The following is a 20,541-nucleotide window of genomic DNA, read 5'->3' on the forward strand; positions in this document are numbered from 1 at the left end:
CTTAAAGGGGACAATCGGAAGTTTGGAGAAAAAAAAGCACAATGAGCGGTTTTATCTGCTTTTTGTGTCTTTTTGCGTTCTAGTGTTAAGTCTGAACGCAAAAAATGGCCCCCCCACCAATAGGCAGGGAATTCACGAGTTTATCGTATGGTCACAGTTCTCCTTCAGGCGCTTTATATCTGCTTTAGGTGGAAAACCAAACATGCGGGCATATTCACGGCTGAATTGCGAAGGGCTTTCATAGCCTACCCGGAATGCATCCTCTGATTCTAATAATAAAACCAATGGTGGTAAATACAGCCCAGATACAGCATCAGCAAATCAAGAATATGTTTATGAAGTAGTTAAAAAATATATAACTACGTTGTCAATCAAATAATATAGAAAACCAGATTAGCACCAGTTCCATTTTCAATTAAAAAAATAATTGATTCCCATCTCTTATCTCGGGTTCGACTGCCTGTGGGTAAAAGAAGTGCATCCATTTTCGAAGGCTTTAGTTGAGGAACTATAGAGCTGTTTATGCAGCTCTTTTTTTATTGGACTAACTGGTGCTTATCTTGAATAAGGTTTAAGCAATGATCTTCAGCAATCGGGCGCTTTTCCGGATTAAGGAAAGTGTCTTTTCTCTATGAGTAGGGTGCGTTCACTGATTGAAAAATGATCAAACTTTTTTATAAAAATTAAATAATTAATCTCAAATGTGGAATCCATTTTGATCAATCTTTTTTCAAAATGGATTCTTTTTATTTGCCGCAAAATACGGGTTAGATGAAAGATAAGCTATCAGATGGACGAGTGTTAGAGCAATTCTGGATTGGGCGTGAGTAATGAGAGCATAAAGGCATTGATTGGGGCATTGTAACGGAATACCCCATATTAAAAGTTTCCTATCTGAAATTACAGAATCTACTTAGCAATCCCAAATCAGACGGTGTTATAAGATTATTGATCGAACGGAACCCATTGTATTATGGAAAGTTCAACGTATTGACGCATTGAAGTCACATCATATTCATGAAAGAAAGCCGCATTTGCAAGAGAGAGAAACAATATGGAATAAACCAACTTATATAGGAGGAAGTTCAAAGAGTCCGGTAAAAAAGCTGGCGAATTGCATCAAAGCTCTCCCTCTCCAGTACTCACGTATTACTGCGTACGCGCAGGTCTAGAGACGAACATTCCTCCAACATCTTTGCTCTTTTTATCCCTTTTGAACACCCACTATAAGTAACAAGTATTTTTGTTGATTTATTTAAGTGAGTTAAACAATGGAAAGAAAAGTGCTTTTTTTACAATTGTGGTTTAAGTAATATTCCACATTAAAAATTTTTAATCATAATACCATTAAGATTTTCATTTTTAACTGGTACTTTTAATATCGACCTTTGTTTTATTGGATAAGTAATTAGAATCCTAGGATTCTTTAAGTTGTTGCCTTTCTTACAATCAACTTAGATATTCCCATTAGTAAAGGAGAGATTTATTATGGAAAATTGGATTACAGATATAATGAATAATTATGGTTATATGGGGATATTTCTCTTAATTATGTTAGAAAATATTTTTCCTCCTATCCCATCAGAGGTCATACTAACTTTTGGAGGTTTTATGACCACAACCACGAATATGAGTGTTCTATGGGTTGTTGTTGCCTCGACTGCAGGGGCAGTGGCAGGTGCTGTTATTCTTTATGCTATTGGAATGGTAGTTAATGTGAATCGGCTCGAAAAAATTGTCGATAAATGGGGTCACTTTTTACGCCTTACAAAAAAAGATATTGATAAGGCACAGTCATGGTTTGATAGGTACGGGGTTTGGACTGTCTTCTTTTGTAGATTTATCCCACTAATAAGAAGTTTGATATCCATCCCAGCAGGCATGGCACGTATGAATTTTTGGGTGTTTATCCTTCTTACTACAGTTGGAACAATGATCTGGAATATTGTCTTGATTAAAGTTGGCGCTGCGGTTGGTTCTTCGTGGCATGATATTGTTAATTATATGAACATATATTCGAACATCGCCTATGCAATCTTGGCCATAATTTTTATTATTTTATTTGTAATATATGCAAAAAAGAGAATGAAAAAGAACAGCGACCAATAGGAGTGTTTGTATATGGATTCATTAAATGTGATTGAACTATTAAAATATTTATTTTTAGGATTAATTCAGGGGATTACGGAACCTATTCCCGTTTCGTCGAGTGGTCACCTAGTTTTATTTGAACATTTTATGGGCTTGAAAATATCCGGATTAAGTTTTGAAGTATTGGTGAATTTCGCCTCATTACTAGCAGTGTTATTTATTTATCGTTCAGATTTGATCCAATTAACAAAGAACAGTGTATCGTATGTAGTTGTTTCAGAAAAAACTCAAAGCATGAAGAAAGACTTTTATTTTGTCCTTTATCTGATTATTGGTACCGTCCCTGCTGGGATTATTGGTGTCCTATTTCAGGACCAAATAGCAACCATATTTAAAGGAGTAAGAGTTATTGGTATTACCTTAATCATTACGGGTATTGCGCTTTGGCTTATTCGGAATCGAAAGGGTAGTAAAAGTGATGGTGAATTAACACTTAAAGATTCTATCATCATTGGATTATCTCAGGCAGTTGCCTTGATACCGGGGATTAGTCGTTCAGGAGCAACCATTGTCTCGGCTATGGCTCTAGGGACAAAACGAGATACTGCGCTTAAGTTTTCTTTCTTTCTCTATATTCCAGTTAGTTTAGGTGGAATGATCTTATCGATTTCGGATTTAGTCCACGATCCTAGAATAGGAGAACTTCTTCTACCATATACCTTAGCCTTTATTGCTTCATTAATTGCTTCCTATTTTTCTTTAAAATGGTTTATTAATATTATGAAAAAAGGAAAACTTGGTTATTTTTCAATCTATTGTTTTATCGTAGGAATTGCTGTCATTATTTTTGGATAATGAAATCTGATTTTTGGCTACTCCACTTTAAGGTGGAGTTTTTATTTTGTAGATTATGAAAAAAATTTCATCGAAATTTTAGGTTGTATTATTTTAACCTTCAAAAGAGATTCATAGTCATTCAGTATGTTTAGATTGTATTTGAAAATTTGGGCATTAAGGAGGGTTTAAAATGATTAAGGCAACAAATTTAACAAAGCAGTATGACAATGGTTTTGTGGCTGTTGATTCTTTGAATCTTCAGGTGAATAAAGGGGATATATATGGTTTTCTAGGTCCAAATGGTGCAGGGAAAACGACGACTATTCGAATGTTAAATGGGTTGATTGAACCAAGTTATGGGAACGTGACCATTTGGGGGAAAGAAGTAAAGTCTGAGAATGCTTCAATTAGTAAACTAATTGGGGTATTGCCAGAGTCGCATGGTTACTATAATTGGATGACGGGAAGAGAATATATAAAATTATTTGCTGAACTCTATGGTGTTGAAAAGAATAAGGTCAAGTCTAGGGTAGATGAAGTTCTTGAGTGGGTAGGTATGTCCGAAAAAGCAGACATTCTAATTGGGCAATATTCACGAGGAATGAGGCAAAGGATCGGCATTGCGAAAACAATTGTCCATGAGCCATCTATTGTTTTTCTTGATGAACCTACATTAGGCCTAGACCCTCAAGGTCAAAAAGATATACAGTCTATTATTACTAGGTTAAATAAAGAACAGAAAGTTACAGTTTTTATCACCTCCCACTTATTAAAAGAAATCTCAGAAATTTGTAATCGTGTCGCCATAGTAAAACAAGGAAAACTACTTGAAGAAGGGTATTTAGATGAATTAATTATGGGTTATCGTTTGGTTTTAGGGAATGAGAATCCAACATTAGAAGATATATTCTTTAGTCTAACAAGCGATGAAGTTGGGAGGGAACTGTAATGTTTAGTTTAATCAAAAAGGAGATAAGGGAACATGTCCTTTCCCGAAAAGGTGTTTGGATCTTCTTTGCTATCTCCATTCTGTTCAGTGGCTTAACCTATAGTTTTATCTCAGTGAAGGAACTAAGTTTGCTTGCACAAGTTGAAGTAAATATGACATTTATGAAAGCGTTAATTGGGATAAGTATTTTAGTTTCTATTATTTTAGGTTCAACAATGGTTTCTGGAGAAAGGGAACAAGGGACTTTAGAAAGTCTTTTATTGACACCATTATCAAAGATGAAAGTAATCCTTGCCAAGGTAATAGGAATTTTGGCTTTTTGGTTGATTATCTCAATTATATCGATTCCTTACTTTTATGCGCTCACATATGGGACCAAAATGTTGTTTACGATACTAGCATATTTATATCTAATAGGGTTGCCGCTAGTCATTAGTTTTTCATTGCTGTCATTAGCCTTTTCTTCATGGATTTCATCTAGTAAGAATGCAACACTCCTATCGATTATTGTGTTTTTAGTGACTGCTATACCAATGTTTCTTTCAACGACAATGAAGAAATCAGGTTTTGCCCATTTAGTTGACTCATTAAGTCCTGTTTCCTCAAGTATGCTGACATTGAAGGACTGGTTAGTGAATAAACTAAGTACTTTTACAATCTTAATGGATAGTTTACCTGTTTTGTGTTTCTTGATTATATCTATCATTTGTCTATCCTATGCTAGTAAAAAAATGGACTTCTTAGGAGGGGAGTAATGTGTTTAAAAAGGCAGCAATTATAATAGCAATACTTTTGGGATTTGTTGTAACTGGAAAAAATGCTTTTGCTATGGAACAACCGACTGTTGAGGTCCAAATAATCTCTCCTAATCAGGTGAAAGATTATCCGGGGAAAGAGACAATGGTCAAAGCACAAGTAAGGAATCATACAAACCATTCTATAAAAGATTTAGTTGTTTATATTACTATGGCTGATATGGGAAAAAAGTGGACAGTTAATCTCGAAGATTATAGTGCCGATAAACCAGAACAGATTAAAGAATTAAAAGCCGGGGAAACAAAGGAAATTTCACTACCAATTCGATTTGTTTATACCAGCAATTATTATTTATATGTGACTGCTACAAGTGCTCATAGTTTGGATATTTATTCAAGTGTTGGAATCCCAATAGAAATAATGGGTAATACAAAAATAGATCCGACGATTATACAAATTGTATCTATAGGAACCCCGCTTATTATTTTGGTCCTTGTGATTATACATTTCACTAAAAACAGAAGGAAGAGAGTTGCTTAAGGGATCATATATGGTTGTGGATAAAGATTTAATTTTTCTAAATAAGACTTTCGAAGAAATGGTGATAGAAAAGCAATCAAAATGAAAAAAAATTCATGTTAAGGTTAACCTAATTTTAAAGTCTATTCAGATTCACTTCATAGTAGAGGCTTAAAGTAAGGATGTACCACAAAATAATTTGAGGAGGAAGACAAATGAAGAAAGCATTTTTAGTACCTGCACTGGCAGTAGCCGTTATTGGAGGAGGAGTGGCTGGTTCTCTTCTAAACACTTCCGCATTCGCAGCAAACTCTGATAGTACTAGTAAAGTAGAGGTGTCAGATAAGCAAGAACAGAAGCAATTAGAAAAAGAAGCAACCATCACTAAGGAAGAGGCTATTTCAGCCGCATTAAAACAAGTAGCAGGAAAAGCAACGAAGACAGAACTTGAAGATGAAGACGGAACAGTTGTTTATGGTATAGAAGTTACTGACGATCAAGGGAAAAAGCAGGATGTAAAAGTAGATGCTAAAACAGGTAAAGTGCTAAAAGTAGAAGCAGATGAAGAAAATGAAAAAGCCGATAAAGAAGAGAAAGAAGATAAAGACGGAGAGGTTTCCGATAAGCAAGAACAGCAGCAATTAGAGAAGGAAGCCAAAATTTCAGCTAATGAGAGTACATCTATTGCATTAAAAGAGGTAAAAGGCAAAGTAACGGATACTGAACTTGAGGATGAAGATGGAACTGTTGTATATGGTGTGGAAATTACCGACGACCAAGGTAAGAAACACGATGTAAAAGTAGATGCCAAAACAGGTAAAGTACTAAAAGTTGAAGCAGATGACGAAAATGAAACAGAAAATGATAGTGATCAAGAATAATTAGTTAACAATAGAAAATAAAGGTCCTGCTTGCATTGCAAGTGGGACTTGTTCATTTGTATACAGATTAAGTGCACTTGCAACAAAAATATAGTTTGTATCATACCTTTTCTTTTTGGTTTAAGATAGTAGTGTCAATTTAATTAAATTCAAAAAGTAATTCAAAATAAATAAAGTAACAAGTTGGAGGGTATAAATTTGGATATTTTAGTAATTGAAGATGAAGAAGCATTATCAGAATTTATAGTACTTGAATTAACACATGAAGGATACGATGTAACGGCTGCTTATGATGGAAGAGAGGGTCTTGAACTTGCATTAGCAAGAAAGTGGGATGTAGTCCTTCTTGATTTAATGTTGCCAAAGTTAAACGGTATCGAAGTTTGCAGAAGATTAAAAGCAGTAAAAAAGGATATTCCGATTATTATGATTACAGCAAGGGACAGTGTAATGGACCGGGTACTAGGGCTTGATAGTGGGGCTGATGATTATATCCCAAAGCCATTTGCGATTGAGGAATTACTGGCTAGAATTAGAGTCATTATGAGAAGAGAAGAAAAACGAAATGACGTACCTACTTTGATTTTATCATTTCAAGATTTAGAGTTGAATATTGAATCAAGATTATTAAAAAAAGGTGAACAGTTGATAGAATTAACGAAAAAGGAATACGACTTATTGTTTATGTTAATGAAAAATATTAATCGTGTCTTAACAAGGGAGGTTCTCCTAGAAACTATCTGGGGTTATGATGCGGAAATTGAGACAAATGTTGTCGACGTTTATGTAAGACATCTTCGAAATAAATTAGATTCTGCAGATAAAGAAAGTTATATTCAAACGATGAGAGGGATGGGGTATGTGATGAGAGAATGAGAAAATTAAAAGATTTAATTCCAAAAAACATCAATATTAAATGGAAATTAACTTTATGGGCTGCCTTCTTAATGCTTTTTTTATTTTTTTCTTATAATATTTTACAGTATTTTGTTATTCAGAACTGGGTAGTCAATAAAGAAAAACAAACCATTCATAAAAAGATGGAAGAAGTAACTGCGTACATTCAGGATTCTAGTTTTTTAGGAAGTGTTTCCGATAGTGAAAAATATTTAGACGTTCTGAATGAAAAGTATCAACTGATAAGGATCGTGAAGAAGAACAATTCCCCATTATTTACGATTTCGGACGAAGTGCCACAGAGTTGGGTTGCGCCAAAAAATGTGACAAAAGAAGAACTAGTTGAAATTTCTCCGAAGGGCGATCGTTTGCTGATATATAGGAGGCCAATCGAAGTGAATGGCTTTAAAGGAACAGTAGAAATTGTTCGTAATTTGGAGAATTTTGATAGTTTGATTAATCAAATATTTATGTTAGTTATCGTAACAGGACTGGTTGCTATGATCCTTAGTTTGCTTGGTGGCAGACTTATTTCCTTTCAACTGTTAAAGCCAATTAATTCAATGATAAGAACCATGAAAAGAATAAAAGAAAATGGTTTGGAAGAAAGAGTTCAAATTAACAAACAACGTGATGAAATGACAGAGTTAGGGATTATGTTTAATGAATTAATGGATAACTTAGAAAAGTCTTTTCAGCAGCAACAACAATTCGTAGAAGATGCGTCCCATGAACTAAAAACACCGTTGTCCATTATACATGGGCATTTATCACTTATAAATCGTTGGGGAAAGGATAATCCAGCGGTATTAGAACGCTCTATTCATTTAAGTTTAAATGAAACCAACAGGCTTATTTATCTTGTTTCAGAGTTGTTGACTCTTTCAAGAGCTGAAGAATCAACTACAAACACAAATTCCTTGGAAGAAGTCAAAATAAAAGAGATTTTAGTGGATATTGTTGAAAATTTCAAAATAATAAATAATGATTTTGAAATACTCTCCACTATAGATATTAGTTCGGATTTCACCTTGAAAATTCTAAAGAGCCATCTGGAACAAATAATGATCATTTTATTAGACAATGCCATTAAATATTCAGCAAATGAAAAGATCATACAGATTTATGTAAGAAATACAGGCAAGCAATTGACGATTGAGGTAAAAGATTATGGAGTGGGTATCCCGAAAGAAGAATTACCTTTTGTGTCCAATCGCTTTTATCGTGTGGATAAGGCCAGAAGTAGAAAACATGGTGGAAATGGATTAGGATTATCGATTGCAAAAAGGTTATTGGATATTTATCAAGGGACCATAGAAATGGATAGTGTGTATGGGAAGTGGACGAAGGTTCAGATTACTTTTACACTAGAAGAGGATGTTCAAAAAGTCCGGTAAAAAAGCTTGCGAATTGTGTCATCGCTCATGAATGACATACTGTTAAAATTGCGAGCGTTCTGTGCAAGTCTCGTCCTCGCGATGCGCTCGCGGAACTTCTTGGCTCTTTTTATCCTTTTTGAATATGCACTACAAAGGGGAAGTTGTAAAGATCGAAGCAGGAATGATTAAGCTATAAGATGGGGATTATGAGCCATTTTAGTATGTATTAAAATTGTTAGTTGATAACTGGCGTAAAGAATGCAGTTAAATAAAAAATAGGGAGGAAGTTATTTTGATTAAAGCTGTTATTTTCGACTTTGATGGTTTAATTTTAGACACAGAGACAGTTTGGTATGAGGCATATAAAGAAACGATGGGTTTTTATAAATCTGATTTGCCTCTTGAACATTTTGTTAAATGTATCGGAACAGATAATACTGAACTCCATGAGTTTTTCAAAGAACAACTGGGGGAGAGTTGTAATATTGAAGAAATTGAAACCAGAGCAAAAAGCTTACATAAAGTAAAGATGGAAACATCCCAAGCACGTGTTGGTGTAAAGGATTATTTAGAAGAAGCAAAAAAATTGGGATATAGGATTGCCCTTGCTTCAAGTTCCACAAAAGAGTGGGTCACTCATTATTTGGGTGAACTCGGACTGTTAAACTATTTTGAAGTTATGATCACAGGGGATGAAGTTGATAAAGTGAAACCAGCGCCTGATTTGTATTTAAAGGCAATCGAAGTTTTAAACATTCATGCCACAGAAGCCGTAGCATTTGAAGATTCGTTAAATGGGCTTCAATCGGCTCTAAATGCTGGATTAAAGTGTGTAATCGTACCAAATCCTGTGACGGAAGCTTTAGCTTTTGAAAATCACCATTTACGACTTTCATCTATGAAGGAAAAGAGCCTGATAGATGTGATAAAACTTATTGAGCAATAGATGCAAGGGGACGGCTCTGGAATATAAAAGTGAAAACAAAAAGGAGATACTTATGTGCCGAAACATTAGAACATTATTTAATTTCGATCCACCAGCTACCGATGAAGAGATCCACGCAGCATCTCTTCAGTACATCAGAAAGATAACGGGCTATAACAAACCCTCAAAGGTGAACGAGGAGGCATTTTATCGTGCAATCAATGAGATAGCAACGGTTTCTAGGAATCTATTAAATACGCTGGAAACCAGTGCCGAGCCTCGCAATCGTGAGGTCGAAGCTGAGCGTGCTCGTATCAGAGCAGCTAAAAGGTTTGGAACGAATTAGTGAGGAATAAGGAATAGAAATTGTATTTATCTGAATGTTTAATTTGATCAAATTCAGGTGTAGACAACTATCACACCAGAATTTCAAAACTATGAAAATCCTTCAAAATTATGGTAACCTTAAGATATTACTAAAAGGAGTGATTAGTTATGGGCAATTCAGTTCCTGAAATAACACTTAATGATGGTGTTACTCTGCCGGTAATAGGTTTGGGTACATATACACTTAAGGGGAATCAAGGTGTCAATTCTATACAAAATGCTATTGATGAGATAGGCTATCGACTAATTGATTCTGCTTATAATTATGAAAACGAAGGAACTGTAGGTGAAGCCGTTAGACGCAGTTCTGTTCCAAGAGAACATTTAAGGATTACCTCCAAATTACCTGGACGCTATCAAGAGTATGAAAAAGCTGTTACTACCATAGAAGAATCCTTATATCGTGCAAATCTAGATTATTATGATTTATATCTAATTCATTGGCCTAACCCTAAACAGGATCACTACGTGGAAGCTTGGCAAGCACTAATTGACGCTAAAAAGCGGGGGCTTATTCGATCTATTGGTGTTTGTAATTTCTTACCGGAACATATTGAACGCTTAGAAAAGGAAACGGGCGTTAAGCCGAGCGTAAACCAAATCGAATTACATCCATTTTTTAATCAAGCACAACAAAGAAAATGGCATAAAGAGAATGATATTAAGACACAATCTTGGAGTCCGTTAGCACGGGCTAATGAAGTCTTAGAAAATAACATTATTCAACAGATTGCTAACAATCATAACAAGTCTATTTCACAAGTTATTTTACGATGGCATTACCAACTCGAGGCCATTGTAATTCCTAAATCTTCTTCACCTGTAAGACAACTCGAAAATATATCAATTTTTGACTTTAACCTAGATGAAGCAGAAATGAGCCTTATTTCAGGGTTAACTCGTCCAGATGGTAGGCTTAAAAATCAAGATCCTGCTACATATGAAGAATTTTAAACTAGTAGATTGTTATTAAACTAAAGCTTTTTTTAATAAAGCTATTCAATAAATAGACACAAACTTATATTAAGTTTGTGTCTATTTATTTTGTTATGCAACCTGAATATTGATAAAAACAGTTTTAGCTAGTATTAATTATGCTGCACATAGAATGGTATGAATTGTAAACCGGATTTGTACTTAAAGTACGCACTCGCTATCTATTTCATAAAATTGTATGATCCAAAAAAATACATAATTCTATCTTCTTTGGGTCACCTTGTAAGGCTAGTAGAGGTCAACCAAATTGACATCCAATAGCGGATTTTGTATAGTAAGTGGCGAAGATTATGATTGGAGTGAATCGTTTGACTTCAAACTCTGAATTACAAAATTTAGATCTTATAGATTTATTAAGTGAGCGACATAGTTCGGTCCGAAGAATCTCAGAGAAAGCATGGAATGATCAAAGTGAGATTTATATTTCAAATTCTGAATGGTATATCATGGCCAGGGTTTTTAAAAAGCGACCAACCATTTCGTATGTTACGAAAAATGTAAATATTTCTCGCCAGGCGATACATAAGTTTATCAAAAATCTTTCTGCAAAAGGATTAGTGGAAGTCCGAAATGTCGAAAACAACAAGAAAGAGAAGTGTATCCAGTTAACAGCTTTAGGAGAAGAATGCTATGAAAAGAACGCGGCTCTTAAAGCCCAACTAGAGAAAAAAATTGCAGAAAAAATAGGTGCTGAGCAAGTAAATATTCTTAAAGATATTTTAAAGTTAGATTGGGGAATATAACTTTAACGACTGTTAAAGGAAGATAAAAAACCTCCTCTTTGTCAACATGGTTGGCGAAGAGGGGGTTTTTCTTTAAGCTAAAATAGCCAAATGGAGTATTCACTTTATCCTATTTAATTCTCTTTATCAATCTTATTACCATTTCATTTACTTCTTCAAAAGTAGTGTTCAATGAAATGGCTAATTCTTTAAATAGTATATTTTGTGTAGTGTCCAAAAGTTTACGATCTTGTTCATAAAATTTTCTTTCCTGAAGTTCAACCTCAATTTTTTTTCGCATCAACGTATTTACAACTTTAGCGATTTCTTTTCGATCACCTGTATTTACTAGATCGAAATATATATCGTGACGCATGTTAGGTTTGTCAATCCATCTTATCCCAGTGTTTTTAAAAGATTCAAGTATTTCATCGGCTTCCTCTTGATGGGTTAGTTCAAGCATGACTACCTTATCATTATTAATAGGAGTACTTATTGTTAATTGATGATTGTTCTCTATAGGATGCAATACGTAATAAGGTCTTGTGATACCTGAAACTGTTTTTTCGCAAATATCATCAATTTTACAAATGCCATGTGCAGAATAGATGATTAAATCGCCTATATTAAACATTTTTTCCTCCTGATATGAAATGTCAATTAAGTTGATAATAACTTAATGAAAAAATAATGTCAATCAAGTTGACAATAAGGATTTTTTTTTGATATAGTAAACAAACCGGTTGGTATGTGGGGGTGTGCAACGGAAATGGATACAAAATCGCTGATAATCGACATCGCGACAAATCTTTTTCAACGGAAAGGATATAAGAGCGTAGGAGTAAACGAAATCTTAAAAGCATGTTCGATTACAAAAGGTGCGCTTTATCATCATTTTCCGAATGGAAAAGAAGAATTACTCATCGCTTGTCTGAAGAACATGGATGAAGCGATTACTACGGACATCGAGGATATTTTCAAACGATATCAAACGACGATGGAAGCCCTTCATGCGATGATTAAGAAATTAGTAGCCAACTTTGATCGGGAAGGTACGATTACTAGTTATACATTTAGCAGCATAGTTAGCGAAACGGCATCACTAAGTGAACCAGTTCTAAATGCTTGTTCGGACCTTTACACAAAGATTCAAGGGATTTATTCGGAAAAGTTAGTAGCAGACGGATTTTCGGAAGAAACGGCTTACTCAATTGCTCTCATGATGACGGCTTCTATCGAGGGTGGAATTATGCTTTGTTTAACCAATAAAACAAGTGAACCACTAAAAATTATTTTGCACATATTACCAAATTTATTAAAGGAGTTATAATAAGTGAATACACAAGCCAAACCAGTTCCGATGACGGAAAAACAATTCAAAACAGGCCCGATAATGGCTGCTCTTTTAGTGGCAGGTTTTGTCGGACTTTTTAGTGAAACGGCATTAAATATTGCCTTTACACAATTAAGTCAAATATTCAGTGTCGATCCCACAACGATTCAGTGGCTAGCAACAGGTTATTTCTTAACATTAGGTATTTTAATACCAGTAACAGGTATTTTGATGCAAAAATTTACAACAAGACAAATGTTTATGACTGCTATATTGTTAGCCATTATCGGTGCGATTTTAGCAGCAGTAGCACCAACATTTAGTGTTTTATTGGCGGCACGTATTATTCAAGCAGCAGGATTAGCCATTACTTTACCTTTAACGCAAAATGTTATTTTTACTATCTTCCCTCCAAATAAACGTGGTGGCGCTATGGGGCTCATGGGATTAGTTATGTTAGCTGGGCCAGCACTAGGTCCAACAGTAGCAGGACTTATTTTAGATACATTATCATGGCATTGGATTTTCTGGGTTACAGTACCTTTCTTACTGTTTTCTCTTATTTTCGGACAAATATATTTAACGAATGTGAATGAAGTACGTAAGGTTTCGATTGATACACGATCTGTTATACTTTCGACGATTGCATTCGGTGGTATTGTATACGGATTCAGTGTATCTGGTGTTCACGGTTGGACAAGTGCAACGGTTTTAGGAACAATCATCATTGGATTGATAGCACTCATTCTTTTTGCGATTCGCCAAACAAAAATGGAGACTCCTACGATGAATCTAAGGGCATTTAAAACTCCACTCTTTGTTCTTGGCGTCATAATGAGTTTTATTACGTTTTTTAATATGATGTCAATGCTGGTCATTTTACCAATGTATATGCAAATGGCTTTATTAATGGCTGCTTTTACAACAGGTCTTATCCTTCTACCAGGTAGCTTACTTAACTGTATATTAGCTCCATCCATTGGTAAATTATTTGACAAATATGGCCCGAAAGCAGTGATTATACCTGGAACGATTTTAGTAGCTATTGGTTATGTATTATATTCACAATTTAGTACAGAAACGGCCATGTGGATGATTGTGGTAACTCATATTGTTATGATGTTAGGTATAGGGGCAGTGCTTGCTTCTGTACAAACAAACACGCTAAATTCGCTCCCTAAACAATACTATCCAGATGGAATTGCGATCACTCAAACAATCCAACAAGTAGCTGGCGCTATTGGTATTGCAGTATTGGTATCGGTTTTCTCAGCAAAACAGGGGAGTTACTTAGCGACAACTGCGAATGAATTGCCACAAGCGGCAGCTGTGGGATCATCACTAGTCTTTACAATCGGTTTAATATTAGCTGTAATTAATGTTGTACTGTCTTTCTTCCTGAAAAAGCCCCAGCATTAATCTAAAGACAATATTTCAAATGAATACAACGGACTCTTTGTACAGGGGGAGAACTTCCATTGAATAGATTTCGAATCATGCTAGAAGGAGATTATGACAAATGGCCAATCATTATAAAAGTATTGTAGTAGCTGTAGACGGTTCAAAAGAAGCTGAATATGCATTTCGCAAATCAATAGATGTTGCAAAACGTAATGAAGATTCAGCATTAAACATAGTAAACGTAATCGATACTCGTTCATTCGAAGCTTACGAACGTTCAAGTGTTGAGCGTGCCGTGCTGCGATCAGAGGAACTTTTAAATAGCTATAAGGCACAAGCTGAGGCTGAAGGTGTTGAGAACGTAAAGGTAGTAATTGAGCACGGTTCGCCAAGGACGATCATCACGAAAGAGCTTGCTAACTTAGTCGAGGCTGATTTAATTATCTGTGGTGCTACGGGGCTGAATGCTGTTGAACGTTTCTTAATTGGTTCTGTATCTGAAGCAATCGTACGTTCAGCTAAATGTGATGTTTTAGTGATCCGTACACCTGAGTGATTGTTATGATTCTTAATTGAATGATTCGGTTATCCAAACATCAAAGAGCGTGTATGATTTTTATAGCAACTAATCTCCATCCACTACTATGATATCGGGGATGGTGTTTACATTTTAACCCACTAAAACAAAGTCAGAAAGAGAAGCAAAACGAGGACAAGGACGAGGATGGAATGAGGATTATTACTCCTCCAGAGCTTACGGATTTTAGTGAAACGTCAATAACCATTCAAGACGCTTCAATGGTTAGGACTCTGGACGTTTATGACGGAATGGCAAAGTTGGCAATTAAAAAGGCTTGTGAACCAAGAACAACTGGAAAAATTACTAAATGTGTTGCTGACTTCAACAACGGAATGATTAAGGAGCAAAGGGACATTGATTATGTCTAAAATATACTTTATCACCACTTGCTTCTTTCTCAGTTTCATTGTGTCACTGTTGGGAATGTATTTCGTTGCTTCATTTGTAGAGGAAGTCATAAAACGTGTTACTCATAAGAGGAAAAAAAGACGTTGACTAATCAATCTTTTTTGTGAAAATGGGCCTCTTTAACCAATGATAAAAACGTCTTTTAATAAAGTTTTGATCAAAAGGCGTTTTTTCAATTCTATATAGAACTAGCGTTTTCAATATACTTTATTCCAAAGCTACACCTTTTTTGAATTCTTCGTACAATATAGATTCTTAAAAGATAGTATCGAAAATACTAAACGTAACACTGTCTATTTTCCATGGAACAAACGAGGATGAAGTGGAGAAAGGTGTCGGTCACTTTGCAGAAAGTGTGCTACTAGGTGAGGATGACAATTCCGTTCTTTCGGGTCATCGAGATACGGTATTCCGTAAACTCGGACAAGTAGGTGAAGGTGATTTGTTGATTGTAAGCACATCGGCGGGAGAATTCATATACAAAATCAACAAAGTTCGGATTGTGGATGAGGGTGATCGAACCGTAATCTTTCCAAAACCACGTGCAGCCCTAACCGTCAGTACATGTTATCCTTTTAATTTTATAGGGTCAGCACCTGAACGCTATATACTTGTCGTTTATCTGGCTTTAAAAACAGAAAGTTAATAAAAAGGTGATTTTTTGTTGCACCTATGGTCTCAACATTTCTTCTGTTAAATTAATAAGCGAGATTCCCAATAAGGTAAACCCTATTGGGACTTTTTTAATTTCTCGAGAATGTATTGCAGCTTTAAAATAAAGATGAGCCGTGTATAAAAAATATAAACCGTTAAATTACTACGGTAAGTTCTACAAATCAGAGATGTACTCAATATTAAGGTAGAGAGGAAATCAGCAGAAGTTTATAATCTAGGTAATGGGCTTGGTTATTCTGTAAAAGAAGTCATTGAGACGTGTGAAAAGGTAACAGGGATAGAAGCAAATGTCGAAAAAGCCGCCGGCCGCGCCGGGAATCCAGCAAGACTTGTAGCTTCTTCCCAAAAGATCTTTTCTGAGTTTGGATGGAAAGCAGAATGGAATTTAGAACAAATCATTGCTGATGTTTGGAGATGGCACCAAAATCAATTATATTAGATCTATCACCCTTATCTGCGAAAGCAGGCAAGGGCTTATATAAATGTTCAGGAATGAGAATCTGTGCAGTGTTCTCGTGATTCGCTAATCAGTAAATCTATGTTTCTGCTAGTTAGGTGATTCTATGTTTCTTTTGTTGCTTTTTGATTTTTTGTTTTGTTTTTGTTAGAGTTTTTAGCATTTCTGTATTGTGAAGGAGATAGATTCGTCTCTCGTTTAAAGGATTGTGCAAAGAATGATTGGGAAGAAAAGCCGGTAATGGTTGAAATATTGGAAATCGGATAGTTGGTGGATTCCAACAATATTTTGCTTTCTCTGATGCGTGTTTGAATTAAGTATTCAATGGGTGAAACACCGACTAGTTTCTTGAAGGAATGGGCTAGATAGTATTTATTGATATGACTGGCTTCTGCTAAGGTATCCAGATTGATATTTTCGCGAAAATGCTGCTTAATGTAATTTTTGATAAATGCAATATCTTTACTGATTTTTTGGGTAGAGGTTTTCTCCAAGTTGAATGCTTTTTTTCTCATCATTTTAAGCAACAAAATTTCTAAAATATCTTGTATAATCAACTCATAATCTTCCTTCTGGTTTTCCACTTCTTCAACCAATTGCTGGAGGTAAAAGAGATAGACTTCTTGCTCCTTTTTATAATTGTAAAAATTAACCTGACCCGGATTATCTGGAGATGAAAAGGCGAGACCTTGGATACCAAGTGCAATATATTCGAGCGGGTGATCGGCATCAGACCTTTCCGTGTGTTCGACATTCGGATTGATGATAATTAAATCATGCTCTTTGACGGGAATTTCTTCTTGGGAAAAGATAAAAGTTCCTTTGCCTTTGGTAATGTACAATAGCTCTGTGAAGTGATGCGTATGATTAGTACTATGCCAATCTTTATCATATTTAGACTTTGTTACATAAAGAAGATTTACTGGAAGACGGTCTCGTCGAGATTGCGGTACGTCAAATATCTCATTAGACAAATGATTCCCTCCTTTATAGAACTTTTATTCATATTATAGGGATATTAGTGAGTTATTACAACGGAAAGCAAGATACCTAAAAAACTGAACAAGATGTTTATTGTGAAAGCGTTTTTATTTTTCGTATACTTTACCTATAAAAGGGAAATAAGGAGGAGGGTCAAGATGAAGATGAAAAAGAAGTTTTGGTTGTCAGGAATGACAGCGTTATTATCTCTGAGTTTAATAGCCTGTCAGAGTAGTGAAACTACGAAGGTTGATGACTCTAAGGACGGAAAAAAACAAATCCTTCATGTGGCGGCGCTTGAATCAGCTTATGGGAAAGATATGTGGACCAAGGTAATCGATGCCTATGAGGCTGCAAATCCGAAGGTCGATGTTGAATTGACGGTGGATAAAAATCTCGAGGATGTTATCAGCCCGAATATGAAAGCAGGAAACTATCCAGATGTGGTTTTATTGGCGACTGGAAGAAAACTGGCACTGACAGAAACATTGATCAAAGATCAAGCTTTAGAAGACATTACGGATGTTTTGGATATGAACGTTTATGGTGAAGATGTCAAAGTTAAGGATAAGTTGGTACCAGGGTTTACCGATACCCTTGCAACGAGCCCCTATGATGACGGCAAAACGTATTTGGCACCGATGTTCTACAGCCCAACAGGATTATTCTATAATGCTAGTTTGTTAAAAGAAAAAGGCTGGGAAGTACCGAAGACATGGGATGAGATGTGGGCTTTGGGTGATAAAGCTAAAGCAGAAGGAATCTCTTTATTCACTTATCCTACCACTGGTTATTTTGACGCATTCTTCTATTCTTTACTATTTGAGGCGGGCGGTCCTGAATTCTACAATAAAGCAATGAAATATGAAGATGGCATTTGGGAAACTCCTGAAGCAACTCAAGTGTTTGAAATTATTGGAAAATTGGCGAAATATACTGAGCTAACAACTGTTGCAAATGCCAATGATAAAGACTACACGAAAAACCAACAATTGATCCTTGATAACAAAGCACTTTTTATGCCAAATGGTACGTGGGTCGTTGGTGAAATGGGAGAAGCGCCTAGAGCGGATGGCTTTGAATGGGGGATGACGGCTTTACCAGCTGTTGAAGAAAATGGCGACCGTTACGCTTTTACCTTCTTTGAACAAATGTGGATCCCTTCTGCAGCTGAAAATAAAAAGGCTGCTAAGGAGTTCATGACGTATGTGTATTCCGATGAAGCAGCTGCTATTTTCGCGGAAGCTGGTGCCATTCAGCCACTCGAAGGTATTTCTGAAAAACTGACCGGTGACAATAAACTTTTCTATAGTATATATGATTCTGGAGCTAAAGCAGGAATGGGTGGATTTGCAGCAACAGAGGCTGTTGAAGGTGTCAGCATGGCTGATACTTTATTCAGAACGATCGACAGTATTGTTTCTGGTGATAAAAAAGTAAAAGATTGGCAAAAATCAGTTGAAAAAGTGAGTGACCAAATGCGTTCTGCATTAAAATAACTAGTTTTATAGAATTCACTACGTATAACGGTGAGTAACTTTTCTCACCGTTATATTTATTAGTTGAGGTGATGGTAATGAATAAAACAATAGAAAAAAGAATTTTTATCTTTGTTTGTACGGCACCCGCATTGATTTTGTTAACTATTTTTATGATTTTGCCTACGGTTGAGGTATTCAGGATGTCCTTATATAAGTGGGGCGGATTTTCTAATGATAAGGTATTTGTCGGGCTGGATAATTTCAAAATTTTGTGGAATGATTTGAACTTCTTTCGATCACTTCAGAACAGTATTGTATTGATTGTTATCGTCACACTCATTACCATGGTGCTGGCGATCTTGTTTGCTACTTTGTTAACGAGAGAAAAGATGAAAGGCAACAGCCTTTTCCGGATTATTTTCTACATCCCTAATATCTTATCCGTTGTGGTCATTGCTGGGATTTTTTCAGCAGTTTATGATCCAACCACAGGTTTGTTGAATAATCTACTTGCTTCATTTAACCTTGAGAACCTTCAAAAAATGTGGCTCGGCGATCAAAAAATTGCCATCTACAGCATCGGCGGGGCGCTCGTCTGGCAAGCCATTGGCTACTATATGGTCATGTATATGTCTAGTATGGCGAGTATCCCAGAAAGTTTTTATGAAGCATCTGCTTTGGAAGGTGCTGGACGAATCAGACAATTTTTTAGTATTACTCTACCGTTGATTTGGAATAACATTCGGACAACGTTAACCTTCTTCATCATCAGTACGATTAATTTAAGTTTTCTGCTCGTCCAAGCGATGACCGGCGGCGGGCCAGATGGATCGACAGAGGTATTTTTAAGCTACATGTATAAGCAGGCTTATACCAATTCTTCTTATGGTTACGGTATGGCTATTGGGGTGGTAATCTTCATATTCTCATTCGCATTATCTGCAATTGTCAGCCACGTTACCAAACGGGAAGTGCTGGAGTATTAAGGGGGTCCATGAACATGAAACGACACAAAGGAATGAGTGCAGAAGCAGCCTATCGCTTGTTTATCTACGTCGCTCTGATTACATTAGCAATTTCTATCATTATCCCTGTTGCATGGGTTTTCTTAGCTTCAGTGAAGCAAAACTCGGAATTTTATGGAAGCCCTTGGGCCATGCCAAAAGGTTTCTATTTTCAAAACTTCATCGATGCTTTACAGAAGGCAAACATGGGTACCTATATGTTGAATTCAGTCATGGTGACTGCTTTGGCACTGCTCATTTTATTGATCGTCGCCTTGCCAGCAGCTTATGTGTTGGCCAGATACACCTTTAGAGGCAGTCAATTTATGAATGCCTTATTTAAAGCTGGGTTATTTATCAATGTGAACTACATTGTTGTTCCGATTTTCTTGATGTTGTTGGATGGGGATACCTTCTTACGTGGACAATTTGGGGATGGATTCTTATTGGACAATTTATTTATTTTAGCTGTGGTTTATGCGGCGACCGCATTGCCATTTACCATTTACTTGTTGTCCAGCTATTTTCAATCGCTGCCATCAACGTATGAGGAAGCTGCGTTGGTCGATGGGGCCGGATATTTCAAAACGATGATTTCAATTATGATTCCAATGGCCCGACCAAGCATCATAGCCGTCATCTTATTCAACTTCCTTGCATTTTGGAATGAATACATTATTGCCCTAACTCTGATACCAGGTCAAAATAAGACCTTGCCTGTTGGGCTAATGAACTTAATGGCAGCTCAAAAATCTGCTGCTAATTACGGCCAAATGTATGCGGGAATGGTTCTCGTCATGCTGCCAACCTTGATTTTATATATCATTGTTCAAAAGAAAATGACGCAAGGGATGACCCTTGGCGGATTAAAGGACTAGGAGG

Annotated in this window: 21 protein-coding genes and 4 pseudogenes; 22 read left to right on the plus strand and 3 right to left on the minus strand. The window is 36.0% G+C overall.

What is annotated here, in order from left to right:
• Window positions 1-132: 132 nt before the first annotated feature.
• A pseudogene (locus JNUCC23_RS01075) lies at window positions 133-282 on the minus strand (AraC family transcriptional regulator); the annotation flags it as partial.
• Between JNUCC23_RS01075 and JNUCC23_RS01080 the strand changes: the two are divergent.
• The 13 genes and pseudogenes from JNUCC23_RS01080 to JNUCC23_RS01140 all read left to right on the plus strand — a co-directional run.
• Window positions 269-379 (plus strand): annotated as a pseudogene (locus JNUCC23_RS01080) (5'-methylthioadenosine nucleosidase); the annotation flags it as partial. The pseudogenes JNUCC23_RS01075 and JNUCC23_RS01080 sit on opposite strands and share 14 nt — an antisense overlap.
• A gap of 1,109 nt (window positions 380-1,488) precedes the next feature.
• A complete protein-coding gene (locus JNUCC23_RS01085) occupies window positions 1,489-2,109 on the plus strand; it encodes a DedA family protein (RefSeq protein ID WP_454213806.1) in 621 nt (206 codons plus the stop codon).
• A gap of 12 nt (window positions 2,110-2,121) precedes the next feature.
• A complete protein-coding gene (locus tag JNUCC23_RS01090; protein ID WP_062187023.1) occupies window positions 2,122-2,946 on the plus strand; it encodes an undecaprenyl-diphosphate phosphatase in 825 nt (274 codons plus the stop codon).
• 172 nt (window positions 2,947-3,118) lie between these two features.
• Window positions 3,119-3,877 carry an ABC transporter ATP-binding protein gene (locus tag JNUCC23_RS01095; protein WP_454213809.1) on the plus strand — a complete coding sequence of 253 codons (759 nt, stop codon included), beginning with the start codon at window positions 3,119-3,121 and terminating at the stop codon, window positions 3,875-3,877.
• Complete coding sequence (locus JNUCC23_RS01100) at window positions 3,877-4,632, plus strand: ABC transporter permease (RefSeq protein ID WP_454213811.1); 756 nt, start codon at window positions 3,877-3,879, stop codon at window positions 4,630-4,632. The genes JNUCC23_RS01095 and JNUCC23_RS01100 overlap by 1 nt, the downstream gene beginning before the upstream one ends.
• A 1-nt stretch (window position 4,633) precedes the next feature.
• Window positions 4,634-5,173: a hypothetical protein gene (locus JNUCC23_RS01105; RefSeq protein ID WP_454213813.1), complete on the plus strand. Its 540-nt coding sequence runs from the start codon at window positions 4,634-4,636 to the stop codon at window positions 5,171-5,173.
• 194 nt (window positions 5,174-5,367) lie between these two features.
• The gene (locus tag JNUCC23_RS01110; protein ID WP_454213815.1) at window positions 5,368-6,033 is read left to right on the plus strand and encodes a PepSY domain-containing protein; all 666 of its coding nucleotides are present in this window, start codon (window positions 5,368-5,370) and stop codon (window positions 6,031-6,033) included.
• 192 nt (window positions 6,034-6,225) lie between these two features.
• Window positions 6,226-6,909: a response regulator transcription factor gene (locus JNUCC23_RS01115; protein ID WP_454215946.1), complete on the plus strand. Its 684-nt coding sequence runs from the start codon at window positions 6,226-6,228 to the stop codon at window positions 6,907-6,909.
• Complete coding sequence (locus JNUCC23_RS01120; RefSeq protein WP_454213817.1) at window positions 6,906-8,327, plus strand: HAMP domain-containing sensor histidine kinase; 1,422 nt, start codon at window positions 6,906-6,908, stop codon at window positions 8,325-8,327. The genes JNUCC23_RS01115 and JNUCC23_RS01120 overlap by 4 nt, the downstream gene beginning before the upstream one ends.
• A 274-nt stretch (window positions 8,328-8,601) precedes the next feature.
• Window positions 8,602-9,255 (plus strand): HAD family hydrolase, encoded by a 654-nt coding sequence (locus JNUCC23_RS01125; protein ID WP_062187010.1) that lies wholly within the window; start codon window positions 8,602-8,604, stop codon window positions 9,253-9,255.
• Window positions 9,256-9,307: 52 nt separating this feature from the next.
• Complete coding sequence (locus JNUCC23_RS01130) at window positions 9,308-9,580, plus strand: DUF2277 domain-containing protein (RefSeq protein WP_062187007.1); 273 nt, start codon at window positions 9,308-9,310, stop codon at window positions 9,578-9,580.
• 149 nt (window positions 9,581-9,729) lie between these two features.
• Window positions 9,730-10,575 carry an aldo/keto reductase gene (locus JNUCC23_RS01135; protein ID WP_454213820.1) on the plus strand — a complete coding sequence of 282 codons (846 nt, stop codon included), beginning with the start codon at window positions 9,730-9,732 and terminating at the stop codon, window positions 10,573-10,575.
• Window positions 10,576-10,907: 332 nt separating this feature from the next.
• Window positions 10,908-11,360, plus strand: coding sequence for a MarR family winged helix-turn-helix transcriptional regulator (locus JNUCC23_RS01140; protein WP_454213822.1), 453 nt, complete (start codon window positions 10,908-10,910; stop codon window positions 11,358-11,360).
• 109 nt (window positions 11,361-11,469) lie between these two features.
• On the opposite strand, the gene JNUCC23_RS01145 is transcribed toward JNUCC23_RS01140, so the two are convergent.
• Window positions 11,470-11,973 carry a CarD family transcriptional regulator gene (locus JNUCC23_RS01145; RefSeq protein WP_454213824.1) on the minus strand — a complete coding sequence of 168 codons (504 nt, stop codon included), beginning with the start codon at window positions 11,971-11,973 and terminating at the stop codon, window positions 11,470-11,472.
• Between the two features lie 135 nt (window positions 11,974-12,108).
• On the opposite strand from JNUCC23_RS01145, the gene JNUCC23_RS01150 reads away from it, so the two are divergent.
• From JNUCC23_RS01150 to JNUCC23_RS01175, 6 genes and pseudogenes are all read left to right on the plus strand, one after another.
• Window positions 12,109-12,669, plus strand: coding sequence for a TetR/AcrR family transcriptional regulator (locus tag JNUCC23_RS01150; RefSeq protein WP_454213825.1), 561 nt, complete (start codon window positions 12,109-12,111; stop codon window positions 12,667-12,669).
• Window positions 12,670-12,699: 30 nt separating this feature from the next.
• A complete protein-coding gene (locus JNUCC23_RS01155) occupies window positions 12,700-14,091 on the plus strand; it encodes a DHA2 family efflux MFS transporter permease subunit (protein ID WP_454215948.1) in 1,392 nt (463 codons plus the stop codon).
• Window positions 14,092-14,191: 100 nt separating this feature from the next.
• On the plus strand, window positions 14,192-14,629 hold the full coding sequence (locus tag JNUCC23_RS01160) for a universal stress protein (RefSeq protein WP_403077328.1): 438 nt from the start codon (window positions 14,192-14,194) through the stop codon (window positions 14,627-14,629).
• Between the two features lie 173 nt (window positions 14,630-14,802).
• Window positions 14,803-15,021: a hypothetical protein gene (locus JNUCC23_RS01165; RefSeq protein ID WP_454213827.1), complete on the plus strand. Its 219-nt coding sequence runs from the start codon at window positions 14,803-14,805 to the stop codon at window positions 15,019-15,021.
• 317 nt (window positions 15,022-15,338) lie between these two features.
• Window positions 15,339-15,707 (plus strand): annotated as a pseudogene (locus tag JNUCC23_RS01170) (sortase); the annotation flags it as partial.
• A gap of 222 nt (window positions 15,708-15,929) precedes the next feature.
• A pseudogene (locus tag JNUCC23_RS01175) lies at window positions 15,930-16,175 on the plus strand (UDP-glucose 4-epimerase GalE); the annotation flags it as partial.
• Window positions 16,176-16,297: 122 nt separating this feature from the next.
• Here JNUCC23_RS01175 and JNUCC23_RS01180 read toward each other — a convergent pair.
• Window positions 16,298-17,167 carry an AraC family transcriptional regulator gene (locus tag JNUCC23_RS01180; protein WP_403077323.1) on the minus strand — a complete coding sequence of 290 codons (870 nt, stop codon included), beginning with the start codon at window positions 17,165-17,167 and terminating at the stop codon, window positions 16,298-16,300.
• 171 nt (window positions 17,168-17,338) lie between these two features.
• Between JNUCC23_RS01180 and JNUCC23_RS01185 the strand changes: the two genes are divergently transcribed.
• The 3 genes from JNUCC23_RS01185 (at window position 17,339) to JNUCC23_RS01195 (ending at window position 20,537) form a co-directional block, all read left to right on the plus strand.
• Window positions 17,339-18,673 carry a carbohydrate ABC transporter substrate-binding protein gene (locus tag JNUCC23_RS01185; RefSeq protein ID WP_454215950.1) on the plus strand — a complete coding sequence of 445 codons (1,335 nt, stop codon included), beginning with the start codon at window positions 17,339-17,341 and terminating at the stop codon, window positions 18,671-18,673.
• A 77-nt stretch (window positions 18,674-18,750) separates the two neighbouring features.
• The gene (locus JNUCC23_RS01190) at window positions 18,751-19,641 is read left to right on the plus strand and encodes a carbohydrate ABC transporter permease (protein WP_403077320.1); all 891 of its coding nucleotides are present in this window, start codon (window positions 18,751-18,753) and stop codon (window positions 19,639-19,641) included.
• A gap of 14 nt (window positions 19,642-19,655) precedes the next feature.
• Window positions 19,656-20,537, plus strand: a complete 882-nt coding sequence (locus JNUCC23_RS01195; RefSeq protein WP_403077316.1) for a carbohydrate ABC transporter permease — start codon at window positions 19,656-19,658, stop codon at window positions 20,535-20,537.
• The last annotated feature ends 4 nt before the right edge of the window (window positions 20,538-20,541 follow it).

The organism is Peribacillus sp. JNUCC 23 (assembly GCF_053653995.1).

Excerpts from the sequence above, each read along its gene's own strand:
- JNUCC23_RS01165 (WP_454213827.1), top strand. The coding sequence starts at position 14,803 with ATGAGGATTATTACTCCTCCAGAGCTTACGGATTTTAGTGAAACGTCA.
- JNUCC23_RS01195 (WP_403077316.1), top strand. The coding sequence starts at position 19,656 with ATGAAACGACACAAAGGAATGAGTGCAGAAGCAGCCTATCGCTTGTTT.
- JNUCC23_RS01135 (WP_454213820.1), top strand. The coding sequence starts at position 9,730 with ATGGGCAATTCAGTTCCTGAAATAACACTTAATGATGGTGTTACTCTG.
- JNUCC23_RS01100 (WP_454213811.1), top strand. The coding sequence starts at position 3,877 with ATGTTTAGTTTAATCAAAAAGGAGATAAGGGAACATGTCCTTTCCCGA.
- JNUCC23_RS01140 (WP_454213822.1), top strand. The coding sequence starts at position 10,908 with ATGATTGGAGTGAATCGTTTGACTTCAAACTCTGAATTACAAAATTTA.
- JNUCC23_RS01190 (WP_403077320.1), top strand. The coding sequence starts at position 18,751 with ATGAATAAAACAATAGAAAAAAGAATTTTTATCTTTGTTTGTACGGCA.
- JNUCC23_RS01150 (WP_454213825.1), top strand. The coding sequence starts at position 12,109 with ATGGATACAAAATCGCTGATAATCGACATCGCGACAAATCTTTTTCAA.
- JNUCC23_RS01090 (WP_062187023.1), top strand. The coding sequence starts at position 2,122 with ATGGATTCATTAAATGTGATTGAACTATTAAAATATTTATTTTTAGGA.
- JNUCC23_RS01110 (WP_454213815.1), top strand. The coding sequence starts at position 5,368 with ATGAAGAAAGCATTTTTAGTACCTGCACTGGCAGTAGCCGTTATTGGA.
- JNUCC23_RS01085 (WP_454213806.1), top strand. The coding sequence starts at position 1,489 with ATGGAAAATTGGATTACAGATATAATGAATAATTATGGTTATATGGGG.
- JNUCC23_RS01160 (WP_403077328.1), top strand. The coding sequence starts at position 14,192 with ATGGCCAATCATTATAAAAGTATTGTAGTAGCTGTAGACGGTTCAAAA.
- JNUCC23_RS01145 (WP_454213824.1), bottom strand. The coding sequence starts at position 11,973 with ATGTTTAATATAGGCGATTTAATCATCTATTCTGCACATGGCATTTGT.
- JNUCC23_RS01155 (WP_454215948.1), top strand. The coding sequence starts at position 12,700 with ATGACGGAAAAACAATTCAAAACAGGCCCGATAATGGCTGCTCTTTTA.
- JNUCC23_RS01095 (WP_454213809.1), top strand. The coding sequence starts at position 3,119 with ATGATTAAGGCAACAAATTTAACAAAGCAGTATGACAATGGTTTTGTG.
- JNUCC23_RS01130 (WP_062187007.1), top strand. The coding sequence starts at position 9,308 with ATGTGCCGAAACATTAGAACATTATTTAATTTCGATCCACCAGCTACC.
- JNUCC23_RS01185 (WP_454215950.1), top strand. The coding sequence starts at position 17,339 with ATGAAAAAGAAGTTTTGGTTGTCAGGAATGACAGCGTTATTATCTCTG.
- JNUCC23_RS01120 (WP_454213817.1), top strand. The coding sequence starts at position 6,906 with ATGAGAAAATTAAAAGATTTAATTCCAAAAAACATCAATATTAAATGG.